Annotated in this window: 16 protein-coding genes and 1 riboswitch; all 16 genes read left to right on the forward strand. The window is 64.4% G+C overall.

Annotated elements, in window-relative coordinates:
* Window positions 1–118 precede the first annotated feature (118 nt).
* The 16 genes from ACN6KF_RS19895 (at window position 119) to ACN6KF_RS19970 (ending at window position 22,956) form a co-directional block, all read left to right on the forward strand.
* The gene (locus ACN6KF_RS19895) at window positions 119–964 is read left to right on the forward strand and encodes a class I fructose-bisphosphate aldolase (RefSeq protein WP_434958507.1); all 846 of its coding nucleotides are present in this window, start codon (window positions 119–121) and stop codon (window positions 962–964) included.
* A complete protein-coding gene (locus tag ACN6KF_RS19900) occupies window positions 961–2,457 on the forward strand; it encodes an FGGY-family carbohydrate kinase (RefSeq protein ID WP_434958508.1) in 1,497 nt (498 codons plus the stop codon). Before ACN6KF_RS19895 ends, ACN6KF_RS19900 begins: the two co-directional genes overlap by 4 nt.
* Window positions 2,454–4,085 carry a GMC family oxidoreductase gene (locus ACN6KF_RS19905; protein WP_434958509.1) on the forward strand — a complete coding sequence of 544 codons (1,632 nt, stop codon included), beginning with the start codon at window positions 2,454–2,456 and terminating at the stop codon, window positions 4,083–4,085. The genes ACN6KF_RS19900 and ACN6KF_RS19905 overlap by 4 nt, the downstream gene beginning before the upstream one ends.
* A 248-nt stretch (window positions 4,086–4,333) precedes the next feature.
* Window positions 4,334–4,441: riboswitch (TPP riboswitch) on the forward strand.
* Window positions 4,442–4,542: 101 nt separating this feature from the next.
* Complete coding sequence (gene thiC / locus ACN6KF_RS19910) at window positions 4,543–6,384, forward strand: phosphomethylpyrimidine synthase ThiC (protein WP_434958510.1); 1,842 nt, start codon at window positions 4,543–4,545, stop codon at window positions 6,382–6,384.
* Window positions 6,368–7,378 carry a glycine oxidase ThiO gene (gene thiO, locus ACN6KF_RS19915; RefSeq protein ID WP_434958511.1) on the forward strand — a complete coding sequence of 337 codons (1,011 nt, stop codon included), beginning with the start codon at window positions 6,368–6,370 and terminating at the stop codon, window positions 7,376–7,378. Before thiC ends, thiO begins: the two co-directional genes overlap by 17 nt.
* Window positions 7,375–7,572, forward strand: a complete 198-nt coding sequence (gene thiS / locus ACN6KF_RS19920; RefSeq protein WP_434958512.1) for a sulfur carrier protein ThiS — start codon at window positions 7,375–7,377, stop codon at window positions 7,570–7,572. The genes thiO and thiS overlap by 4 nt, the downstream gene beginning before the upstream one ends.
* 2 nt (window positions 7,573–7,574) lie before the next feature.
* Window positions 7,575–8,357 (forward strand): thiazole synthase, encoded by a 783-nt coding sequence (locus tag ACN6KF_RS19925; RefSeq protein ID WP_434958513.1) that lies wholly within the window; start codon window positions 7,575–7,577, stop codon window positions 8,355–8,357.
* Window positions 8,354–8,989 (forward strand): thiamine phosphate synthase, encoded by a 636-nt coding sequence (locus ACN6KF_RS19930; protein WP_434958514.1) that lies wholly within the window; start codon window positions 8,354–8,356, stop codon window positions 8,987–8,989. Before ACN6KF_RS19925 ends, ACN6KF_RS19930 begins: the two co-directional genes overlap by 4 nt.
* Window positions 8,986–9,768, forward strand: coding sequence for a bifunctional hydroxymethylpyrimidine kinase/phosphomethylpyrimidine kinase (gene thiD / locus ACN6KF_RS19935; protein WP_434959718.1), 783 nt, complete (start codon window positions 8,986–8,988; stop codon window positions 9,766–9,768). The genes ACN6KF_RS19930 and thiD overlap by 4 nt, the downstream gene beginning before the upstream one ends.
* Before the next feature lie 503 nt (window positions 9,769–10,271).
* Window positions 10,272–10,916, forward strand: coding sequence for an outer membrane protein (locus ACN6KF_RS19940; RefSeq protein ID WP_434958515.1), 645 nt, complete (start codon window positions 10,272–10,274; stop codon window positions 10,914–10,916).
* 576 nt (window positions 10,917–11,492) lie between these two features.
* Window positions 11,493–12,137 carry an outer membrane protein gene (locus tag ACN6KF_RS19945; protein WP_434958516.1) on the forward strand — a complete coding sequence of 215 codons (645 nt, stop codon included), beginning with the start codon at window positions 11,493–11,495 and terminating at the stop codon, window positions 12,135–12,137.
* A 206-nt stretch (window positions 12,138–12,343) separates the two neighbouring features.
* The gene (locus tag ACN6KF_RS19950) at window positions 12,344–13,573 is read left to right on the forward strand and encodes an MFS transporter (RefSeq protein WP_434958517.1); all 1,230 of its coding nucleotides are present in this window, start codon (window positions 12,344–12,346) and stop codon (window positions 13,571–13,573) included.
* Window positions 13,574–13,665: 92 nt separating this feature from the next.
* On the forward strand, window positions 13,666–15,894 hold the full coding sequence (recD2, locus tag ACN6KF_RS19955) for an SF1B family DNA helicase RecD2 (protein ID WP_434958518.1): 2,229 nt from the start codon (window positions 13,666–13,668) through the stop codon (window positions 15,892–15,894).
* A gap of 94 nt (window positions 15,895–15,988) precedes the next feature.
* On the forward strand, window positions 15,989–17,338 hold the full coding sequence (locus ACN6KF_RS19960) for a hypothetical protein (RefSeq protein WP_434958519.1): 1,350 nt from the start codon (window positions 15,989–15,991) through the stop codon (window positions 17,336–17,338).
* A gap of 282 nt (window positions 17,339–17,620) precedes the next feature.
* Complete coding sequence (locus ACN6KF_RS19965; RefSeq protein WP_434958520.1) at window positions 17,621–20,248, forward strand: caspase family protein; 2,628 nt, start codon at window positions 17,621–17,623, stop codon at window positions 20,246–20,248.
* 167 nt (window positions 20,249–20,415) lie between these two features.
* Window positions 20,416–22,956 carry a caspase family protein gene (locus ACN6KF_RS19970; protein WP_434958521.1) on the forward strand — a complete coding sequence of 847 codons (2,541 nt, stop codon included), beginning with the start codon at window positions 20,416–20,418 and terminating at the stop codon, window positions 22,954–22,956.
* Window positions 22,957–22,968 lie beyond the last annotated feature (12 nt).

Below are 22,968 nucleotides of genomic sequence, written 5' to 3' on the forward strand. Positions count from 1 at the left end.
TCTTGACGAGGAAGTTCCGTTCTCCACGCCAAACCCCTGCCTATTCCCACCCCACCCCGGCCCTATGGGCCGACCCTCCCCCTCCAGGGGAGGGTAAGAAAAGCCACAGGGAAGACCCATGTACCTCACCAAGAAAGTCCGGATGAACCGCCTGTTCGGCGCCGGCAAATGTCTTGACGTCGCCATCGACCATGGCGTCTGCAACGAGCCCTCCTTCCTCGACGGGCTGGAGGATATGGGCAAGGTCGTGCGCATGCTGGCCGATGCCGGCCCCGATGCCATCCAGATGAATTACGGCCAGGCCGACCTGCTGCAGGAGATCCCGGGCAAGCACAAGCCTGCCCTGGTGATGCGCATCGACATGGGCAATCCCTACAACCGCCAGCGTCATCGCGAGATGTGGGCTCTGCTGCAGAACGCGCAGGACCCGATTGCCCCGGCGCTCCGCATGGATGCGGCCTGTGTGGTGGTCAATCTCTTCATGCTGCCGGACGAACCCGACCTGTTCCGCCAATGCATCGAGAATATTTCGCGCGTCGCCCAGGATTGCGAGAAATACGGCATGCCGCTGATGATCGAGCCTCTGGTCATGCAGCCGGCCAGCGAGCGCGGCGGCTATCTCGTCGACGGTGACGCCGAAAAGATCGTGACGCTGGTGCGCCTCGCCCGCGAACTCGGCGCCGACATCGTCAAGGCCGATCCCACCAGCGATTCCGGCGATTTCCATCGCGTAGTCGAGGCCGCCCGCTGCCCCGTGCTGGTGCGCGGCGGCGGCAAGGCGGATCTGCGCCAGGTCTTCGCCAACTCCCACGCTTTGATGCGCCAGGGCGCGCATGGCATGGTCTATGGCCGCAACATCTACCAGCACGACAACCCCGCCCGCGTGGTCAAGGCCCTGATGGCGATGATCCATCAGGGCGCCGACGATACGCAGGCCTGGGCCATCTACGAGGCCGCAGCGTGACGCGCCATCTCCTCGGCATCGATGCCGGCAACACCGTGGTCAAGGCGGTCCTGTTCGACCTCGAAGGACGGGTCTTGGCGCGGGCAGCGCTCGACGGCCAATCGCGACAGCCGCATCCCGGCCATGTCGAGCGCGACATCGCCGAACTCTGGGCCAATGCCGCCACGGTGATCCGGCGCTGCCTCGAGCAGGCCGGCGTCGAGGGCAAGGACGTCATCGGCATCGGCACCGCCGGTCACGGCAACGGCCTCTATCTCATCGACCAGAACGACCAGCCTCTCATCGGCATCCAGTCGATCGACAACCGGGCCGCCGACCTCGCCGCCGAACTGCGCGCTTCGCCGGCTGCCGACGCCCTCTATCCGCTCTGCCTGCAGCGGCCATGGCCGGCCCAGACGGCGACGCTCCTGATCTGGCTGAAGCAGAACCGGCCCGATCTCTACGCCAGGGCCGGTACCGCCTTCCTGTGCAAGGACGCGATGACGCTGATGCTTACCGGCAGACGCGTCTCCGATTTTTCGGACATGAGCGGCGCCGGCTTGCTGCGCCTGCCCGAGCGGCGCTATGACGACGCCTTGCTGGCGGCCTACGGCCTCGGCGATGCAGCAGGACTGCTGCCCGATCTCGTCGAGTCCGAAGCTTCGGCAGGCGGCGTGACCGCCGGCGCCGCCACCACCACCGGCCTCGCCGAGGGTACGCCGGTTGCCGCCGGCTTCTTCGACATCATCGCCTCGATGATCGGCGCCGGCATCAACACGCCCGGCGAGGCGGCGATCGTGGCCGGCACCTGGGGCATCAACCAGGTGGTACGCGAGACGCCGCTGATAGACCAGCGGGTGTTCCACGCCTCGACCTGGCGCCCCAACCGCTATGTCGCCGTCGAATCCAGCGCTACCTCGGCCGTCAATCTCGAATGGTTCGTGCGCGAGTTCGGCGGCGGACATGGTCCCACCGAGTTCGAAGCCTGCAACGCGCTGGTCGCCTCGGTCACGCCCCATGCGGAACTGCCGCTGTTCCTGCCCTTCCTGTTCGGCGCTTCCACGCATCCCGACGCACGCGGCGCCTTCATCGGCCTCGCCGGCTGGCACGGCAAAGCGGAAATGCTCCAGGCGCTCTATGAGGGCGTGGTGTTCGAACATCGCCGCCATATCGAGCGCCTGCGCAGCGCCGGCGCCGAGATCACCCGTGCCTCGCTGTCCGGCGGGGGCTCGCGCAGCCCGGTCTGGTGCCAGATGTTCGCTGATATTCTCGACCTGCCGGTCACGGTAGCCGAATGCCAGGAAACCGGTGCGCTTGGCGCGGCCATCGCGGCGGGCGTCGCAGCCAGGGCCTTCCCGACGCTCGACGACGGCATCGCCGCCATGGTGCGCCAGGCCGCGCAGTACCAGCCCCGCATCTCGGACCGGGCGCTCGTGGAGGCACGCTACCGCCTCTATTGCAGCCTCGCCGAGACCATGCCCGAACACTGGAAACGCTATCGCGAGGGCGCATGAGCGAACGCATCGAGCGCGAATGCACAGATCTTGGCGCCTACGACTATGTCGTCGTCGGTGCCGGCTCCGGCGGCTGCGTGCTGGCCAACCGGCTCAGCGCCGATCCCAAGACCAGGGTGTTGCTGCTCGAAGCCGGCGGCTCGGATCGCTATCACTGGATCCACATCCCGGTCGGCTATCTCTATTGCATGGGCAATCCCCGCACCGACTGGGGCTACAGGACCGTGGACGAGCCAGGCCTGAACGGGCGCTCGCTCGCTTATCCGCGCGGCCGGGTGATGGGGGGCTGCTCCTCCATCAACGGCATGATCTATATGCGCGGCCAGGCCGCCGACTATGACCATTGGCAGCAGCTCGGCAATGCCGGCTGGGGCTGGGACGACGTACTGCCGCTGTTCCGACGCTCGGAGAACCACCATGCCGGAAGCGCGCCCTTTCATGGTTCGGAGGGCGAGCTGCGCGTCGAGCGCCAGCGCCTGTCCTGGCCGATCCTGGACTCGGTGCGCGAGGCGGCCGAGGAACTCGGCGTGCCCCAGATCGACGACTTCAATGCCGGTGACAACACCGGCTCGGCTTATTTCGAGGTCAACCAGAAGGCCGGCTTTCGCTTCAATGCCGTGCGGGCCTTCATCAATCCCGTCAGGCACCGCAAGAACCTCACCATTCTCACCGGGGCGATGGCCGAGCGCATCCGTTTCGTCGACGGACGCGCCGATGGCCTCGAACTGAGGCTGGATGGCAAGCCCGCCTGCGTCCGCATCAAGCGCGAGCTGGTACTGGCGGCCGGCGCCATCGGCACGCCGCAGCTCCTGCAGCTTTCTGGCGTTGGTCCGGCGGGGCTGCTGGCCAGGCACGGCATCCCCCTCGTGCTGGATGCGCCCGGCGTCGGCGAGAACCTGCAGGACCATCTGCAGATCCGCACCGTGTTCAGGATCAGCGGCGCACGTACCCTGAACGAATGGCAGGCCTCGCTGCTGGGCAAGGCTGAGATCGCCCTCACCTATGTCCTCAAGCGCTCCGGGCCGATGGCGATGGCACCGAGCCAGCTCGGCATCTTCATGAAGTCGGATGCGCGTTTTGGCAGCGCCAATATCGAGTTCCATGTCCAGCCTCTGTCACTCGACGCCTTCGGGTCTCCGCTCCATCCCTTTCCGGCCATCACCGTCTCGGTCTGCAATCTCAGGCCGGAGGCACGCGGCCATGTCCGCATCGTCTCGCCGGATGCCCAGACCCATCCGGAAATCGCGCCGAACTACCTTTCCACGGAAGGCGACCGTGCGGTCGCGGCCGATTCGATCCGCGCGGCCCGCCGCCTGATGGCGACCCGGCGCATGCAGGCCTTCCGGCCGGAGGAGCTGAAGCCGGGGCCGGCGATCCAGTCGGCCGACGATCTCGCCAAGGCCGCCGGCGACATCGCCACCACCATCTTCCACCCGGTCGGAACGGCGCGGATGGGCACCGACGCGGCGGCCGTGGTCGACCCCGAGCTGCGCCTGCGCGGCATGTCCGGCCTGCGCATCGCCGATGCCTCGATCATGCCGACGATCGTCTCCGGCAATACCCATGCGCCCGTGGTGATGATCGCCGAGAAGGCCTCGGACATGATCGCCGCTGCCTGGCGGGGGTGAGGTCGTCCTTTGGAGGGGCGGGTCTTCGGACCCGGCTCTTTCAAGGTGTTGAGGTCCGAAGTCCAAATAGGGCAGAGCGGCCCCTCATCCGCCCCTTCGGGGCACCCAGTCCACTCCAAGTGGAGTGGACGATACCCGCAAGGGGAGAAGGCGCCGGCAGGCGGATGAGGGGTGGCAACGCTCCTTCTTCCAAAATAATGCGACAATCCTTCCCTCTGGACGCCCGGCGATTCCGGGTCTAACCTTGGAATCGTTCCGAGGGGTGTCCTGCGCAAGCGGGGCTGAGATGGCCTAGAGCCGAACCCTTCGAACCTGATCCGGGTCATGCCGGCGAAGGGACGGGAACAGGGCTTTGGCGCTAGGAATTGGCTCCAGGTCCCGGAATCGGCTGGGATGCCGGTTCTGCCCAGACAATCGTCGCCCCGGATCTCCATGACTCGCAACGAGGAGGAGATCCATGAACATCCAAAATCCCAAGACCAAGATTGCCGCGCCGCAAAGCGTGACCACGGGGCCCATCGCCGGCTCCCGCAAGGTCTATGCGGCCCCCGCTTCGCATCCTCAGATGCGGGTGCCCTTTCGTGAGATCGCGCTGAGCGATGCTTCGCTCGCCCCGATCCGCGTCTACGATCCCTCCGGCCCCTATACCGAGGACAGCGCTAGCATCGACCTGCAGCAGGGCCTGCCAACCCTGCGCGAAAGCTGGATCGCCGGCCGCGGCTTCGGCGCGATCGATGGCCGCACCGTTAGACCTGAGGACAATGGCAATGTCTCCGCCGACAGGCTCGTGGCACCCTGCCCGGCTGATCGTAAGCTGCGCCGGGGCGCCGACGGCCAGCGCGTCACCCAATATGAGTTCGCCAAGGCCGGCATCGTCACCGAGGAGATGGTCTACGCCGCCTTCCGTGAAAACCTCGCCCGCGAGAAAGCCTTGGACGGCGCGGCCGAGCGCCGGGCCGATGGCGAGGATTTCGGCGCGGCCATCCCTGAATTCGTCACGCCGGAATTCGTGCGCGACGAGATCGCCCTGGGACGGGCCATTCTGCCCGCCAACATCAACCATCTCGAACTCGAGCCGATGGTGATCGGCCGCAACTTCCTGGTGAAGGTCAACGCCAATATCGGCAACTCAGCCGTCACCTCGGGTGCCGCCGAGGAGGTGGAGAAGCTGGTCTGGGCCACGCGCTGGGGCGCCGACACCGTTATGGACCTCTCCACCGGGCGCAACATCCACAACATCCGCTCCTGGATCCTGCGCAACTCGCCGGTGCCGATCGGCACGGTGCCGATCTACCAGGCGCTGGAGAAGGTCGACGGCGATCCCTTGAAGCTCGATTGGGAGGTGTTCAAGGACACGCTGATCGAGCAGGCCGAGCAGGGCGTCGACTATTTCACCATCCATGCCGGCGTTCGCCTCGCCCATGTTCCACTCACCGCCAGCCGGGTCACCGGTATCGTCTCGCGCGGCGGCTCGATCATGGCGCGCTGGTGCCTGGCCGGTCATCGCGAAAGCTTCCTCTACGAGCATTTCGGCGACATCTGCGACATCATGCGCCGCTATGACGTCTCCTTCTCGCTCGGCGACGGCTTGCGTCCGGGCTCGATTGCCGATGCCAACGACGCCGCCCAGTTCGCCGAACTGGAGACGCTGGGCGAGTTGACCAAGATCGCCTGGGACAAGGGCTGCCAGGTGATGATCGAGGGGCCGGGCCATGTGCCGATGCACAAGATCAAGCAGAACATGGACAAGCAGCTCGCCGCCTGCGGCGAGGCTCCCTTCTACACCCTCGGGCCGCTGACCACCGACATCGCGCCGGGCTATGACCACATCACCTCCGGCATCGGTGCGGCGATGATCGGCTGGTTCGGCACCGCGATGCTCTGCTACGTCACGCCCAAGGAGCATCTCGGCCTGCCCAACCGCGACGACGTCAAGACCGGCGTGATCACCTATCGCATCGCCGCCCATGCCGCCGACCTCGCCAAGGGCCATCCGGCGGCCAAGGTCCGCGACGATGCCCTGTCGCAGGCGCGCTTCGACTTCCGCTGGGAGGACCAGTTCAACCTCTCCCTCGATCCGGATACCGCGCGCGCCTATCACGACGAGACCTTGCCCAAGGACGTGCACAAGGTCGCCCATTTCTGCTCGATGTGCGGGCCGAAATTCTGCTCGATGAAGATCACGCAGGATCTGCGAGAAGAAGTCCGGGCGATGGAAGAAGCCGCACGGCAGGGCATGGCGGAAAAATCGCGCGAATTCCTCGAACAGGGCGGGGCCCTCTATGTCCCGGCCGAGTGACGGACGACGGCGCATCACCATTGTCGGGGCCGGCGTTGCCGGCCTCGTTACGGCAATGGAATGCGCGGCGCGAGGTGCCGAGGTCGAGATCCTGGAGCGCAGCGAGGTCCTGGGTGCCCAGGCCTGTTCCTGGCTGGCCGGCGGCATGCTGGCGCCCTGGTGCGAGCGGGAAAGTGCCGAGGTCGAGGTCGAGCGGCGCGGCGAACTCGCTCTCGCCTGGTGGCCGCGCCATGTGCGGGAAACTGTTCAGCGCGGCACGCTGGTGGTCGCGCCCGCCCGCGACGGCAGCGAGATCGCCCGTTTCGCCCGCCGCACCCAGGCCCATCTCCCGATGGATGAGCCCGGCATTGCCACGCTCGAGCCCGATCTTGCGGGCCGCTTCCACCAAGGCCTGTTCTTTCCGCGCGAAGCCCATCTCGACCCGAGACGGGCGCTGCAGGTGCTGGCAGGGCGCCTCGCCGACCTCGGCGTCGCCATCCGCTTCGGGGTCGAGGCCAGGCCGCATGCCCTCGATGCGGACGCCGTGATCGACTGCCGGGGCTTTGCCGCACGTGCAGAGCTGCCCGATCTACGCGGTGTCCGGGGCGAGGCCATCGTCGTCCATGCGCCCGGCGTCAGCCTGTCCCGGCCCGTGCGTTTCCTGCATCCGCGCTTTCCGCTCTATATCGTGCCGCGCGCCGACCATCGCTTCATGATCGGCGCCACCATGATCGAGAGCGAGCATGACGGGCCGCCCACTCTGCGCTCGACCATGGAGCTGATCGCTGCGGCCTTCAGCCTGCATCCGGCCTTCGGGGAGGCCGAAATCATCGAGCTCGAGGCCGGGCTGCGTCCTGCTTTTCCCGACAATCTGCCGCGCCTCACCGTGGTCGGGCGCGTCATCTCGCTCAACGGCCTGTTCCGCCACGGCTTCCTGCTCTCGCCGGCCCTGGCCCAGGAAGCCGCCGACCGGATCCTGCCCGTGCGGACAGCCCATCAAGGAGTTTTTGCATGACCTTGACCGTCAACGGTGAAAGTCAGGAAATCGATGCCGCCACACTCGCCCGCCTGCTCGAAGCGCTCGAACTCGGCGACAGCGTGGTGGCCACCGCCCTCAACGGCCGCTTCGTGCGAGCCGTCGATCGCGACCGGACCGCCCTCAAGGATGGCGATGCCGTCGAGATCCTTGCCCCCCGGCAGGGAGGATGACCATGGCCGACACCCTCATTTTCTACGACACACCCTTCACCTCCCGCCTGTTGCTCGGCACGGCGCAATATCCCTCGCCAGCCATCCTGGCGCAGGCCGTGCGCGCGTCCGGTGCCGGTATCGTCACCGTCTCGCTGCGCCGGGAATCCGGTGGGGAGCGCAGCGGCCAGAGTTTCTGGAGCCTGATCCGAGAACTCGACGTCAAGGTGCTGCCCAACACTGCTGGCTGCCACAGCGCGAAGGAAGCGGTGACGACGGCGCAGATGGCGCGCGAAGTCTTCGGCACACCCTGGATCAAGCTGGAGGTGATCGGCGAGGCCGATACCTTGCAGCCCGATGTCTTCGGTCTGGTGGAAGCGGCCCGCATCCTCATTTCCGAAGGCTTCGAGGTCTTTCCCTACACCACCGAAGACCTGGTGGTCGCCGAACGCCTGGTCAATGCCGGCTGCCGGGTCCTGATGCCCTGGGGCGCGCCGATCGGCTCGGCGCGCGGCCTCAACAATGTCTATGGCTTGCGCAGCATGCGCGCGCATTTCCCCGACATTCCGCTGGTTGTTGATGCCGGCATCGGCACGCCTTCACATGCAGCGCACGCCATGGAACTCGGCTATGACGCGGTGCTGCTCAACACCGCCGTCGCCAAGGCGGGCGATCCCGCCGGCATGGCGCGGGCCTTTGCGCTGGGTATCGAGGCCGGGCGGCTCGCCTTCCTCGCCGACCCCATGGTGCCGCGTGACATGGCGGCTCCCTCGACGCCGGTCTTCGGCAAGGCGGTGCTGGCATGAGCATCATCGACACTATCTGGCGTCTCGATCCCTTCTATCCCGTGGTCGAGAGCGTCGACTGGGTAGAGCGCCTGGTGAAGCAGGGCACGAAACTGGTGCAGTTGCGCATCAAAGAACGCGACGACGAGACGGCGCTGCCCGAGATCCGCGCCGCCTTGGCAGTCTGCCGCGCCCATGGCGCCGATCTGGTGGTGAACGACTATTGGCAGGCGGCCATCGCGGCCGGCGCCGATTTCCTCCATCTCGGCCAGGGCGACCTCGACACCGCCGACCTCGCGGCCATACGCAGCGCGGGCCTGAAGCTTGGCATCTCGACGCATGATCATGCCGAACTTGCGCGCGCGCTCGCATGCGGGCCTGATTATGTGGCGCTGGGACCTATCTATCCCACCACGCTCAAGGTGATGCCTTTCGCGCCGCAGGGGCTCGAGCGCATCGGCGAATGGAAGAAGCTGATCGGCAAGCTACCGCTGGTCGCCATCGGCGGCATCACCCTCGAACGGGCGGCGGGTTGTCTCGCCGCAGGGGCCGACGCAACAGCCATGGTCAGCGACGTTACCCGTCATCCCGACCCGGATGCACGGATCCAGGCATGGCTGACGGCAACCCGGCCAGCTTCGGTCAGGGCATGACGGCGATCGCGCTCAGCATTGCCGGTTCCGATTCGGGCGGCGGCGCCGGCATCCAGGCCGATCTTGCCGCCTTTCGCGCCTTCGGCGTGTTCGGCACCACGGCAATCACCGCAGTTACGGCGCAGAACACCTGTGGCATCCGCGCCATCCACGCGGTGCCGCCGCCGGTGCTCGCCGTGCAGATCGAGGCCGTGCTCGACGATTTCGACGTCGCCGCCATCAAGATCGGCATGGTGCCGACAGCCGAACACGCACGAATCATCGCCGAACTGCTGGCAGACCGGCGGCTACCGATCGTGCTCGATCCCGTGATGTCAGCCACCACAGGTCGGCTGCTGGGCGAGACGGGCACATTTGAGGCCCTCAAATCCCATCTCCTGCCACTGGCCACCTGCCTCACGCCGAATCTGCCGGAAGCAGCGGCCCTGCTGAACGGCGCGCCAGCGGAGGGTGAAGCAGAGATGGTCGAGCAGGCCCAGGCACTCCTCGGCCTCGGCCCGCAGGCGGTACTGCTGAAGGGAGGGCATGGCCATCTCGGCGAGGCGGTCGATATTCTCGCCATCCGCGACGGCACCCGGCGCTTTGCCGGCGCCTGGGTCAGGAGCCCGAACCTGCACGGGACTGGCTGTGCCCTCTCGTCGGCCATCGCCGCCAATCTCGCAGGCGGCTGTACGCTTGCCGAGGCGGTTCACCACGCCAAGCAATGGCTGGCAGGTCGCCTCAAAGCTGGAATCGGGCTTCAGATCGGGCGGGGCAGCGGTCCTGCCGTGTCTTTCTGAGAGAAAATCGGGCAGCCATGCGAAAGATGCAGAGCAGCCCCTTCATTGCAGCAAAGCAATCCCATGCCACATTCCGCCCCATAATGTGGCGCAAATGGGGCAGGTTCTTTGCACAACTGCCGATGGGATCGACTTGGCTGCGAATGTGCTGCAGAGCAGCATGAAGCGTCCCACAAGCATAGATGCCCTTTCATTGCCTCCCTTACCCATGATATCGTGCAGCTAATTCATTGATGTTCGACTTGAACAACACGTATAGATCCAACGATTTCATGAATTATTATAAAAAATGAATTTTATTGGGAGAAATTTTATGATCATGGAAGTTATTTAATTGCATTTTAACTATCCGAGGTCATCACGCCTGTCTTATTTTTGCCTTGAAATCTGCGCGGACCTGTCACCAGTTCGAAAGCCGGTGTGGCGAAAACGCTACAGACTCCGTCAACGCTTTCTGCTTATATCCAGCCACTGTGATTTCCGGTTTTTTGGAGTATCGAACTATGAAAATGCGTTTGGCCCTCGCGGCTCTTCTGTTGACCTCGACCTCGGCCTTCGCTGCCGACCTGGCTCCCCAGGCTGTCGAGCCGGTGGCCCCGATCGTTGCCCCCGTCTACAACTGGACCGGCTTCTACGCTGGTGTCCACGCCGGCGCTACCATCGCCCAGGGCAAGATTGGTACGGTCAAGGCTGACGGTGCTGGCTTCCTCGGCGGCGTGCATGCCGGCTACAATGCCCAGTTCGACGGTGGCTGGGTCGTCGGTCTTGAGACCGACATCGACTATTCGAGCTTCAAGAAGTCGAAGACCGATGCTGCTGGTCTGCGCGGCACCCTCAAGAACGAGTGGCAGGGTTCGACCCGCGCTCGCTTCGGTTACGCCTTCGACAACATCCTGCCCTACGTGACGGGTGGTGTTGCCTACGGCAACGTCAAGACCAGCATTGCCGGCATCGGTTCCAAGACCGATACCCGCGTTGGTTGGACCGCTGGCGCCGGCGTCGAGTACGCCATCGACCAGAACTGGATCGTGCGTGGCGAAGCTCGCTATGTCGACCTCGGCGACAAGAGCGTCACCATTGCCGGCAACCGCACGAAGGTGAAGTTCGACGCTGTCAACCTGAACCTCGGCGTCAGCTACAAGTTCTGATCCGCGTATCTGGATCATTGCGTAAGGAAGAGCCCGGCGAAAGCCGGGCTTTTTCTTTGTAACCCTCCTCGGAACTGGGCTATCTGGATTTACTTGCCGACAAGCACGGCGAAAGCCCCGCTTTTCATCCGCAAATTCATCGAGGCCTCCGACCGTCACGTGGCCGAATGAAAGTGTAATTTGCCGGACCTGAAATGCGACCGTGACGTTGCACGGCAGCGAGCACCAATTTGGCGGTGCAGGGCCTTATCCACAGCACTGAGTGAATGCGAAGGGCTGCAACATCGACAATACTTGGATTTGCATTACCGACCTCCCACACAGGCCCCATATAAATTCTCAAATAACACCGATATTAATTTCGAAATATTTTCGATCCTTTGCACTCTAAAAGCAAAAATCCAAAAATACATAAAATCTTAACCATGCGAAGGCCGAAAAAAATCTTTGGTCTTGGTAGGAATTCCACCCAACCCCATTCCGTTTGTCTGGCACTGTGACCGGAATGCTACAGACTCCCTGGCTGGTTTCTGTTTATATGCCTCCATGCTGAATTTCGGTTCTGGAGCCTTAGTAATGAAAATGCGTTTTGCCCTCGCGGCTCTCCTGCTCACCTCGACCTCGGCCTTCGCTGCCGACCTGGCTCCCCAGGCTGTCGAGCCGGTCGCTCCGGTCGTCGCCCCCGTCTACAACTGGACCGGCTTCTACGCTGGTGTCCACGCTGGCGCGTTGATCGGCCAGGGCAAGATCGGCACGGTCAAGGCTGACGGTGCCGGCTTCATCGGCGGTGTGCATGCCGGCTACAATGCCCAGTTCGATGGCGGTTGGGTCGTCGGTCTCGAGACCGACATCGACTATTCGAGCTTCAAGAAGTCAAAGACGGATGCTGCTGGTCTACGCGGCACCCTCAAGAACGAGTGGATGGGTTCGACCCGCGCTCGCGTCGGTTATGCCTTCGACAACATCCTGCCCTACGTGACGGGTGGTGTTGCCTACGGCAACGTCAAGACCAGCATTGCCGGCATCGGTTCCAAGACCGATACCCGCGTTGGTTGGACCGCTGGCGCCGGCGTCGAGTACGCCATCGACCCGAACTGGATCGTGCGTGGCGAGGCCCGCTACATCGACCTCGGCGACAAGAGCGTCACCATTGCCGGCAACCGCACGAAGGTGAAGTTCGACGCTGTCGATCTGAACCTCGGCGTGAGCTACAAGTTCTGATCTGCGTATCTGGATCATTGCGTAAGGAAAAGCCCGGTTCGTCCGGGCTTTTTCTTTTTCAAGGCACTGATTAGAAACAGTCATATGCTCTGGCAGAGACAGCGAGAATGCGGGAGGAGCCTCAAGCCGCATCAATCCCGTCGCATTGGCCGCCACTGCAACCATCACTTCCAGTCATTTTCCCAAATCACTTTCAAGGCTTCGTCATGTCCGCCGTTCAGGACACGCCCTCCCTACTTCGTCATGGCGGTTTCAGGCAATTCTGGTCGGCCCGCGTGCTTTCCACCGGCTGTTTCCAGATCGTCTCGGTGGTGATCGGCTGGCAGATCTATGATCTTACCCGTTCCGCCCTTCATCTCGGCCTCGTCGGCCTGTGCCAATTCCTGCCGATGCTGGTGCTGACCATTCCGGCGGGCCACATTGCGGATCGCTTCGACCGGCGTACGGTCGTGCGTTGCTGCCAGATGGTGGCGGGACTGACGGGGGCCGCGCTGGCTTTTGCCTCGTGGCAGGGCATGATCAGCCCGACGATCATTTTCGCCGCCGCCGTCGTGATCGGCGCTTGTCGCACTTTCGAGATGCCGACGACAGCCGCTCTGCTGCCGATGATCGTCAGCCCCCTCCAATTGCCGCGAGCCCTTGCGTTGTCGGCCTCCGCCATCCAGACCGCCACCATCATCGGTCCCGCCTTGGGTGGCCTGCTCTATATCATCGGCCCCGGCTCAGCCTATCTTTTCGTGGCTTTGTTCTACGGCCTGGCCTCGATCCTGGTTTCACGCCTGCGGATCCTCACGCCATCAACTGCACGCGAGCCGGCAACTCTCAGATCGGTGTTCTCGGGCTTCTCCTTCATCAGGAGCCGGCCGATCATACTCGGAGCGATCTCGCTCGACATGGTCGCGGTGCTGCTCGGCGGCGCTACGGCATTGCTGCCGATCTATGCCCGCGACATTCTCCACACGAATGCCTTCGGCCTCGGCGTGCTCCGGGCATCCCCGGCCCTCGGCGCCCTGTCCATGTCCCTGATTCTGGCGCGTTGGCCGCTGGAGCGGCGGGTTGGCCTGAAGATGTTCGCGGCTGTCGCAGTGTTCGGCCTGGCCACCATCGTCTTCGGCCTGTCGTCCTGGTTTGCGCTCTCGCTACCGGCGCTGGTAGTCATGGGGGCCGCCGATGTCGTGAGCGTGGTGGTGCGTTCAACCCTGGTCCAACTCGGCACGCCCGATGCGATGCGTGGGCGCGTCAGCGCCGTCAACTCGATGTTTGTCGGCACTTCGAACCAATTGGGAGAGTTCGAATCGGGCCTTACTGCCGCACTGTTCGGCCCGGTTGAGGCCGTGGTGCTGGGCGGCCTAGGCACGATCCTCGTCGCTCTTGCCTGGTCGCGCCTGTTCAAGCCATTGCGCGATGCCGACCGTTTCCCCAGCAGGAGCGCCTGAGTTCGGCCGGCCTGGCCCTCATTCACTACCCGCTCATCCGCCCTTACACGACATGCCTCGACAAGTCGCGTCGGCCTGCCCATGGTGCCGATATGCGCACGCCATCCTTCAAACGCGATTCGAAGCCGGCCCCTCCCGACGAGGTACCTGGAGACCTGACGATCTCCGGCGTTATCGACCGAGTGACCTATCACAATGCCGAAAACGGCTTTGCGGTACTGCGCGTAAAGATCAAGGGCCGCAAGGATCTTGCCACCGTGCTCGGCCGCACCGCCGCGATCGCGCCCGGCGAGAAGCTCGAAGCCGAGGGGCGCTGGAGCGTCGACCCCGAGCGTGGCCTACAGTTTCGCGCCGATGTCATCCGGACCACCCCGCCGGGCTCCGCCTCGGGCATTGAACGCTACCTCGCTTCCGGCCTAGTGCGCGGCATCGGCCAGGAGACCGCCAAGAAGCTGGTCGCGGCCTTCGGCAAGGACACCCTCAAGGTGCTCGACAGCGAACCGGACCGGCTGAGTGAGGTGGCGGGCCTGTCGCCCCAGCGCATCCGGTTGATCCGGGAAGGCTGGAGCGCCCAGCAGGAATTTCGCGACGTCCTGGTGTTCCTCACCGAGCATGGACTCGGCGCGACGCGCGCCGCCAGCGTGCAGAAGGCGCTGGGCACCAATGCCGTCGAGCTGATCAAGGCCGACCCTTATCGCCTGTCACGCGAGATCAAAGGGTTCGACTTCCGCACCGCCGACCAGTTCGCCCTCAGTCTCGGGCGTGAGCGCGAGGATCCTTCGCGCCTCACCGCCGGCCTGCTCTGGGCGCTGGGCGAGGGTGCCACCAACGGCCATTGCGGTGTGCCGCGCGAAGCCTTGTTCGAACGGGCCGGGCGGGTGCTGGAGGTCGACGACTATCTCTTCAACGATGCGGCCACTCGCCTGCTGCAGACTCGCTCGATCATCGGCGACACCATCGAAGGGGCGCCGTCCTACTTCCTGCCGGCGTTGTGGAACGCCGAGGAGGCCGTCGCCACGCGGCTGAAGCAAATGGCCGGTGGCAACCCACCCTGGCGCCAGGAGGGCCTGCACCAGGCGGTGCTGGACACGGAAGCGCGCACAGCCAAGCGTCTCGCTCCCGCCCAGGCCCTGGCGGTGGAAACCGCCCTCGCCTCCAAGCTGCTGGTCATTACCGGCGGCCCCGGCGTCGGCAAGACCACCATCATCGATACCATCATCAAGGCGCTCGAACGCAAGGACGTGACGATCGCGCTGTGTGCGCCGACGGGTCGCGCCGCCAAACGCATGGCCGAAAGCACCGGCCAGGAGGCCAAGACTATCCATCGACTGCTGGAAATCGATCCGATTTCCGGCACTTTCCGCCGGCAGCGAGCCTATCCGCTCGATGCCGACCTCGTCATCGCCGACGAGGCCAGCATGATCGACATCGAGCTGATGCGCGCTCTGCTCGATGCCCTTTCGCCGCGCGCTGCCCTCGTCCTGGTGGGCGATGCCGACCAGCTTCCTTCCGTCGGCGCCGGTCAGGTGCTGGCCGATATCATCGCATCCGAGGTCATCCCGGTGGTCAGGCTCACCGAAGTGTTCCGCCAGGCCGAGACCAGCCGCATCATCGCCGCCGCGCATGCCGTCAATCACGGCGAGGTCCCGGAGGGGGCCAAGAGCCCGGATGAGGGTGATTTCTTCGTCGTCGATATGGCGTCGGCCGAGGATGGCGCCAACAAGGTCGTCGACATCGTCACCAATCGCCTGCCGCGCCGTTTCGGCCTCGATCCCGTCAGGGACATTCATGTGCTGACCCCCATGAACAAGGGGCCGCTCGGTTCGCAGACGCTGACGCAGGCCCTGCGAGAAGTCCTCAATCCGACCCGCGAGGGCGCGATCGTGCGCGAATTCGGCACCTTCGCTCCGCATGACAAGGTCATGCAGATCGACAATGACTACGACCGCGAAATCTTCAACGGCGATATCGGCTTCATCACACGCACCGATGTGAAGGTGGGGCAGCTCACCGTCACCTTCGACGGACGCGACGTCCACTACACCACCGCGCAGCTCGACAGCTTGGTGCCGGCCTACGCCACCACCATCCACAAGGCCCAGGGTTCGGAATATCCGGCGGTGGTGGTGGTGATCTCCAACGCGCACTATCCGATGCTGGCCCGCAACCTACTCTACACGGCCATTACCCGCGGCAAGCGCCTGGTTGTGGTCGTCGCCGAGAAGCGCGCTTTGCGACTGGCGGCGGAAAATGCCATGGGGCGCCGACGCTGGACCCGGCTGCGGGAGAAACTGGCTGCGCCGACGCCGAATGTTTCCTGAAGAACGCTTGCCGTCGTGGCGCAGCGCTATACAAAGACAGTTGGGCGAAGGGGGGACAGCAGGAATGCGGCGGATACGGACGATTGGCGCTTGCTTGCTGGCGATTTCGGCCGTCTGGGCCGGCCATGCCTTCGCCCAGACGAAGCCTGCGCCCACCACGCCGGCACCGGCCGCTCCCGTCGATGCCGTCTTCGAAGCGGCCAAGGCAGCCGCCTCGGCAATGGGGGCGGAGGATTTTGCCTCCATCCAGCAGGACCTGATCTGGACCGGCGATCTCAACTCCCTGCCTTCAGGCGAGATGGGCAAGCGCAGCTATGAGGCCATCCGCGCCTTCCAGAAGCGGATCAAGGCCAAGGAAACCGGCATATTCACGCCGCCTCAGCGCATCACTCTTGCCCAGCACGCCGCCAAGTTCACGGCCCGTTACGGCTTTACGACCATCACCGAGCACGGCATCACGCTGGGCTATCCGGCCAAGCTCACCACCGCGCGCATGGAAGGCAAGAACGGTCCCCATTTCGCTACGCCCAAGAACGACGTCACCCTCGACATTCTCGCCATCCCCGCCGAGAAGGAGAGCTTCGAGGCCTTGTTCGCACGCCTCAAGACCGAGCGCCCCGGTCGCAAGGTAACCTATTCACTGCTGCGCCCGGATTTCCTGGTGGTCGCCGGCAGCAATGACGGCAAGAGCTTCTATCTGCGCTTCGTCAAGACCGACACCGATTCACGCGGCTTCGCGCTCGGCTGGGACCCGGCGCTTTCCCCCGGCTTCGACCGCGTTTCCATCGCAATGGCCTCATCGATGAAATTGGCCGATGACGGTAAGCCAGCCGCCACCGAGGCTCCTCCGATTGCCAAGCCCGCCGACAAGCCGGCTCAGGCCCCCGAGCCGTCGAAACCGGCAGGACCGCCCGTGCCATTACCGTCGGGCGCCTCGACGGCGGCCAAGACTGGCTTGGGCACCCTGGTGTCATCGAACGGCGATATTTTGACCTATGCCGGCCTGGTGGCCGGGTGCGAGACAGTGACGCTCCAGGGCGGTGCCACGGCCAAGGTGATCGGCGGCGACCTCGGCAACGACGTCGCGCTGGTCCGAGCAACCCCGCCCCCCGGCCCGGCGCCTCTCGCCTGGCGGCAGCCGCCCCTGACACAAGGCGAGGCCGTCGCTCTGCTGTCCGGCCCCACGCCGACAGCGACCACCGTCACGGCGCTGATCGGCGGCAACGACGACAGTCGCCGCATCTCGCTGGGCTCAGGCGCACCTGGCGCCCTGATCGATAAGGACGGGGCCCTGGCAGGCCTCGCCGCCGCCAACGGCGAAGCGACGGCCTTGAAGGGACTGTTCGTCACCGCTTTCCTGCGCGCCAGTGGCGTCACCCCTCCGGAACGCGGCGGTGACCCGAGCAAAGCCACCGTCACACTGAGCTGCACGCCCAAATCATAGAGCAAAGGCCGCGTCCACCAACCGGCGCATTACTTCCTTATCGCCCCACCCGTAGCGCAGCGGTAAGAAAAGACCACTATCCTTCTTCGCGGAGAACGGTGCTTCGCTACGATAGGTCCCGGTGCATCGTCGTCTGCACTTTTCATTATTGCCAAACGCCAATCCATTGTAACAAATGGTCCAGAGTTCGGCCCCGTCTCCAAGCCTGCCGACGAGGATCCCGGCGGGCACGGATCTCAAGCGGGTTGCCGGCTCGCTGTATGGGCCGAGGTAAGACTTGAGATGTTTCGACTGAAGGCGATCGCCGCTTCCCTCAGCGGGAAGCTCTGCCTGTTCATGGCCCTTGCTGTGGCCGCGCCCCATGTTGCGCTAAGCCAGGAGGGCACCTTCGCCTCGGCCCAGGCGGCGGCCAACCAGTTGAGCGCCCAGCAAATCGCCAATCTACAGGAAGACCTGGCCTGGGCCGGCATGTTTTCGGAAGGGGGTTCTCCCCCTGTTTCGGGAATTTTCTACAACGCTACCTACCAGGCCATCCGCCAATATCAACGCAGCAACAATCTGCCTGAAACGGGTGCGCCCAGTGCGGCCCTGGTCAGTGAATTGGACGGCCGCGTCGCCTCGATCCGGCGCACGGCCAATCTCAAGACCCTGGAAAACAGCGTCCTGAAGATCAGCTACCCTGCCGGCGTGCTGACCAAACAGCAGGCAGTCAAGGGTGATACACGCTATACGACGCCATCGGGCGACGCGATCGTCCAACTGGTCAACATGGCGGGATCGCGCGAGCGGCTCGATCGAATGTTCGCCGACATGAAGAAGGCGGCCGGCAAGGTAAAATACGCCATCATGCTCGATGATCAGGGTGAGGCACAGCCCACCCGTTTCGTGATCGTCGGCGGTGATGCCAAACAAGGCCTCTATACGAGCATCGCGCAGAAGGACGATGCAATCGTCGGCTTCATCGCCAGCTGGGATCGCAAGAAAAGGCCCAGTTTCACGAATGCCGCCATCGTCATGGCCCTTTCGATCCGGCCGAAAACCATTGCCAATCCCTATGCCGCAGCAGCGGCTGGACAGAACGCGCAAGGCACCACCAAGATGTCGACGGCCGAACTGAACCGGCAGCTCGACATCTGCGCCAAGGCAAAGGATGCCGCCGAGATCGTCACCGCCTGCACGGCGGCGTTGTCGGCCGACACCCTGCTGGCGAAAAACCGGCCGACCCTCCTGTTCAATCGCGCCGTCGGTTACAACAGACAGAACAAGGCCGATCTGGCCCTTGCCGATCTCGACCAGGCCATCGCCATCGATCCCAATCAGGCAAGCTATTACACACAGCGTGGACATGTGCGCTACGGCCAGTCGAAATATGACGCGGCAGTGGCGGATTACAGCCAGGCCATCGTCAAGAAAACGCCGACGGCCGCCGACTACACCAATCGCGGCAACAGCTATTTCGGCCTGGAAGACTACCAGAAGGCTGTCGCCGATTACGATGCATCGCTGCGCCTCAATCCCGATGACATCGACACCCGCGCCTTTCGCGGTTCGGCCCTGCTGAGGCTGAGCAGGCCGGCGGAGGCCATGGCCGATCTGAACTTCACCATCGAGCGGGGCGGAGACAAGGTCGGCGCCGGCGACTACAAGAATCGCGGCGAAGCGCTGGCCGAACTCGGCCGCGCGGATGAAGGCAGGCCGGACTTCGCCAAGGCCGAGGCCATCGCCACCGCGAAGATCGAGACGGACAGCTATAATTTGGTCTATCGCGCCTTCGCCCGGGCCTTCAATGGCAATGCCGAGGGCGCGATTGCCGATGCGGACAAATATCTGTCCATCGATCCCAAGGCCAGCGAAGCCTTCCATGCGCGCGCGCTCGGCGATGTCGCCGGGAAGGATTTCGCCAAAGCGCTCGCCGATTTCTCCCAGGCCATCAGCATGGGGCGCAAGCGGTTGTTCATCCTGCGCCAGCGCGGCGATGTCTATCTGGCGACCGGCCAGCCCGAACAGGCGATCGCCGATTACCAGGCCCAGCTCAACCTCACGCCTGGTAACGCCCTGGCGATGGTGGGCCTTGAAAAGGCCAAGCAGGCGATGGCGGCCAAGCTTTTGGCGACTGCCGGCGCGCCGCAAGGCAATGGCTCCCCAGCCGCCGCCGGTTCGCCGCAGGCCGCCACGCTGGCCGCCCTGCCGCCCCAGGCCAAGGTCGCGCTCGGCCGCCGGGTCGCTCTGGTGATCGGCAATTCCAACTATGCCAATGTCGCCGCCCTGCCCAATCCCAGGAACGACGCGGCCAAGGTCGCCGACACCCTGCGCAAGATCGGCTTTGCCGAGGTGACGCTGGCCGAAGACACCGATTTCCGCAGCCTCAACCGCGCCTTGCAGGATTTCGCCAGCCAGGCCGACGGGGCCGATTGGGCGGTGATCTACTATGCCGGTCATGGCATCGAGATCGCCAACACCAATTATCTGGTGCCCGTGGATGCCAAGCTCGCCTCGGACCGCGACGTCACCTTCGAAGCCGTGCCGCTCGACCGGGTGATGGCCGCCAGCGAGGGCGCCAAGGGCATGCGCCTGGTCATTCTCGATGCCTGCCGCAACAACCCCTTCCTCGCCAACATGACACGCAAGACGGCAACGCGTGCCGTCTCGCGCGGCCTCAGCAGGGTCGAGCCGGATGGCGGCACCCTCGTCGTCTACGCTGCCAAGGCCGGCGAGGTCGCCCTCGACGGCAGTGGCGGCAACTCGCCCTTCGTCACCGCCCTGACCAGCAACCTGCAGAAGCCGGGGTTGGAGATCGGCAAGCTGTTTCGCCTGGTGCGCGACGACGTGATGAAGGCCACCGACCGCAAGCAGGAGCCCTTCACCTATGGCTCCCTGCCCGGCGAGGACTTCATCTTCAATCCAGGCTGAGGGACGGGCCGTGAATCATCCGTGTTCTCCAGGGAACTGCGGCATGTTGCGGTTGTGGCGAGAAGCTCCATGGTGCAGGAATACGCCCAAACTCAGGTCCTTCGACTTGCCGGCCGCGACCTGGCCGGCCGAAGTTCTGGCCACAAAGATCGATCCGGGGTTCCCCAATGTTGCGCTTGAAGACGATTGCCGCCCTGATCGGGCTGACGCTGGCCATCACCACCCCGGCCACGGCGCAGATCATCGACTATTCCCGCTTCGAGAAAGCCAAGCCGATCGGCGATCAATTGAGCGGCACGCAACTGCGCCTGCTTCAATCCGACCTGGCCTGGGACACCGGCTATAACAGCCTCGTCAATTTTCCCCTCTGGGGCAATTATGACGAGGGGACCTTCGTCGCGATCCGGAACTTCCAGTCGCATAACCTCAAGAGCTTTCCAAAACTCAAGCTATACCAGGAAGACGGCATCCCCTCGCCCGAGTTGATCAAGCTTGCCCGCAGCAAGGCAGCCAAGCGGCAGGCGCTGCTCGATTTCAAGACGGCCAGCGCCCAGGGCATGACCATCAACTACCCTGCCTCGCTTCTGCCGGATCGCGAGGAAACGGCGACGGGCCTGCGCCTGCGGGCGCCCCGCTGGGACATGAGCGTGGAATTGCAGGCCTTCGCGGCGGGAGACATGCCGTTCGAGGCGCGCTTCGAGGCCATGAAGGCCTCGCCCGAGATCACCAGGATCGTCCAGGCCAAACTGTTCAAGGCAAGAGCCGGGCGGAACCCGACCTATTTCGCGCTGTTCGGGACCAAGAACAGCCTGGGCTTCTACGCCCGCTTCATCAAGGCGGCCGACGGCTCGGCGCGGGGCGTGGTGATCCGCTGGAATGCCGATACCGGCAATGACAGCAATCAGATGGTGGAGATGTTCGAGGCCTATGATGCCTTCGCCGTTATCGTCGGCTCGCTGAAGCTGGACGAGGACGACAGCGATGCAGCGGCGGAGGCGCCGATCTCCGAGGCCGCCGATCTCAAGGCCAATCGTCAGCTTTGCGGAGGCGCCAAGACGGCTGATGACATCATCAAGGCGTGCAGCGACGTGCTGGCGGTGGGGGACCTGCTCCTTCCCGATACGCTTGCCGTCACCAATTCAAACCGGGGCTGGGGCTTCTACCTCAAGGGCGACTACGACAAGGCCATCGCCGACTACAACGAAGCCATCGCCCTGCGCCAGGACGACGACCTTCCCTTCTCCGGACGCGGCTATGCCCGTTTCGCCAAGGGCGACAATGCCCAGGCCATCGCCGATTTTGACCAGGCCTTGCGCCTGAAGCCCGCCCGGACCGAACTCCTGAGCTATCGCGCTTCCGCCGCCCTCAAGCTCGGCCGCCTGCAAGAAAGCGTCGACAACATCACCTCTGTGGTTGCCGGCGGCAAAGCCGTCACCCCCGATTACCTCAATCGTGGCGTCGCCCTGCTCGAACTCGGCCGCAAGGACGAGGCCACGGCGGACCTGAGCCGAGCCATCGATCTGGCGAGCAATGATTTGGCGGCCGATCCAGCCAAGAACGCCTATAGCCTGATGTATCGCGCCATGGCCAAGGCCTATGGCAATGACCCGGATGGCGCCATTGCCGACGCGACGCGCTTTCTGTCGAGCACACCGCAATCCCCCGAGGCCTTCCACGCCCGCGGGCTCGCCAACGCAGCCAAGCAGAATTACGACGCGGCCATCGCGGACTATACCAAGGCCATCGATCTGGGACGCAAGAGCTTCATCTTGCGCCAGCGCGGCGATGCCTATCTCGCCTCCGGCCAGCCCGATCTGGCCGCCACCGACTATCTGGCGATGCTGCACCAGTTTCCGACCAATCCGCTGGCCGCCTCCGGTCTCGAAAAAGCCAAGCAGGCGGTGATCCAGAAATTCGGAACGAACAATCCGCCTGCTTCGGACCCAAATGCTTCGGGGCAAGGCACACCCAGTACGCCGAAGCTCGCGCAAGCCCCCGCGGCGATGGGCAAGCGCATCGCCCTCATCATCGGCAATGGCGCCTATACCGGCACCAGCCCCCTGCCCAATCCCAAGCGTGATGCGGCCAGGTTGGCGGAGACCTTCCGCAGCATAGGCTTCACCGATGTGACGCTATTGGAGGACCTCGACAATCAGGGCTTCAACCGAGCCCTGCAGGAGTTTTCGGACAAGGCGTCGCAGGCCGATTGGGCGGTGGTCTACTATGCCGGCCACGGCATGGAGGTCGACAACGTCAACTACCTCATTCCGGTCGATGCCAAGCTGAAGAGCGATCGCGACATTCTGTTCGAGGCCGTTCCGCTCGATCGGGTGATGGCGGCCGGCGAAGGGGCCAAGTCGTTGCGACTGGTCATTCTCGATGCCTGCCGCAACAATCCCTTCGAGGGCGCCATGACCAAGAAGACCGCGACCCGCTCCGTCACGCGCGGCCTCAGCCGGGTCGAGCCAGATGGGGCGTCCCTGGTGGTCTACGCCGCCAAGGCCGGCCAGGTGGCACTGGACGGCGATAGCGGCAACTCACCCTTCGTCACCGCGCTCGACACCAATCTGCGCAAGCCCAATGTCGAGATCGGCAAGCTTTTCCGCCTGGTGCGCGACGACGTGATGAAAGCGACGGATCGCCAGCAGGAGCCCTTCACCTACGGCTCGCTGCCGGGCGAGGATTTCTTCTTCAATCAAGGCAAGTAGGGGGCGAGGCGT

The sequence above is a fragment of the Labrys methylaminiphilus subsp. lupini genome, from assembly GCF_051161885.1.
In the GTDB taxonomy this organism is placed as follows: Bacteria; Pseudomonadota; Alphaproteobacteria; order Rhizobiales; family Labraceae; genus Labrys.

Bases quoted from the DNA above. Each gene is read 5' to 3' on its own strand.
- thiD (WP_434959718.1), top strand. From the start codon at position 8,986: ATGACGGCGATCGCGCTCAGCATTGCCGGTTCCGATTCGGGCGGCGGC.
- thiS (WP_434958512.1), top strand. From the start codon at position 7,375: ATGACCTTGACCGTCAACGGTGAAAGTCAGGAAATCGATGCCGCCACA.
- ACN6KF_RS19905 (WP_434958509.1), top strand. From the start codon at position 2,454: ATGAGCGAACGCATCGAGCGCGAATGCACAGATCTTGGCGCCTACGAC.
- ACN6KF_RS19940 (WP_434958515.1), top strand. From the start codon at position 10,272: ATGAAAATGCGTTTGGCCCTCGCGGCTCTTCTGTTGACCTCGACCTCG.
- ACN6KF_RS19925 (WP_434958513.1), top strand. From the start codon at position 7,575: ATGGCCGACACCCTCATTTTCTACGACACACCCTTCACCTCCCGCCTG.
- ACN6KF_RS19950 (WP_434958517.1), top strand. From the start codon at position 12,344: ATGTCCGCCGTTCAGGACACGCCCTCCCTACTTCGTCATGGCGGTTTC.
- ACN6KF_RS19930 (WP_434958514.1), top strand. From the start codon at position 8,354: ATGAGCATCATCGACACTATCTGGCGTCTCGATCCCTTCTATCCCGTG.
- ACN6KF_RS19895 (WP_434958507.1), top strand. From the start codon at position 119: ATGTACCTCACCAAGAAAGTCCGGATGAACCGCCTGTTCGGCGCCGGC.
- thiO (WP_434958511.1), top strand. From the start codon at position 6,368: ATGTCCCGGCCGAGTGACGGACGACGGCGCATCACCATTGTCGGGGCC.
- recD2 (WP_434958518.1), top strand. From the start codon at position 13,666: ATGCGCACGCCATCCTTCAAACGCGATTCGAAGCCGGCCCCTCCCGAC.
- thiC (WP_434958510.1), top strand. From the start codon at position 4,543: ATGAACATCCAAAATCCCAAGACCAAGATTGCCGCGCCGCAAAGCGTG.
- ACN6KF_RS19970 (WP_434958521.1), top strand. From the start codon at position 20,416: ATGTTGCGCTTGAAGACGATTGCCGCCCTGATCGGGCTGACGCTGGCC.
- ACN6KF_RS19965 (WP_434958520.1), top strand. From the start codon at position 17,621: ATGTTTCGACTGAAGGCGATCGCCGCTTCCCTCAGCGGGAAGCTCTGC.
- ACN6KF_RS19945 (WP_434958516.1), top strand. From the start codon at position 11,493: ATGAAAATGCGTTTTGCCCTCGCGGCTCTCCTGCTCACCTCGACCTCG.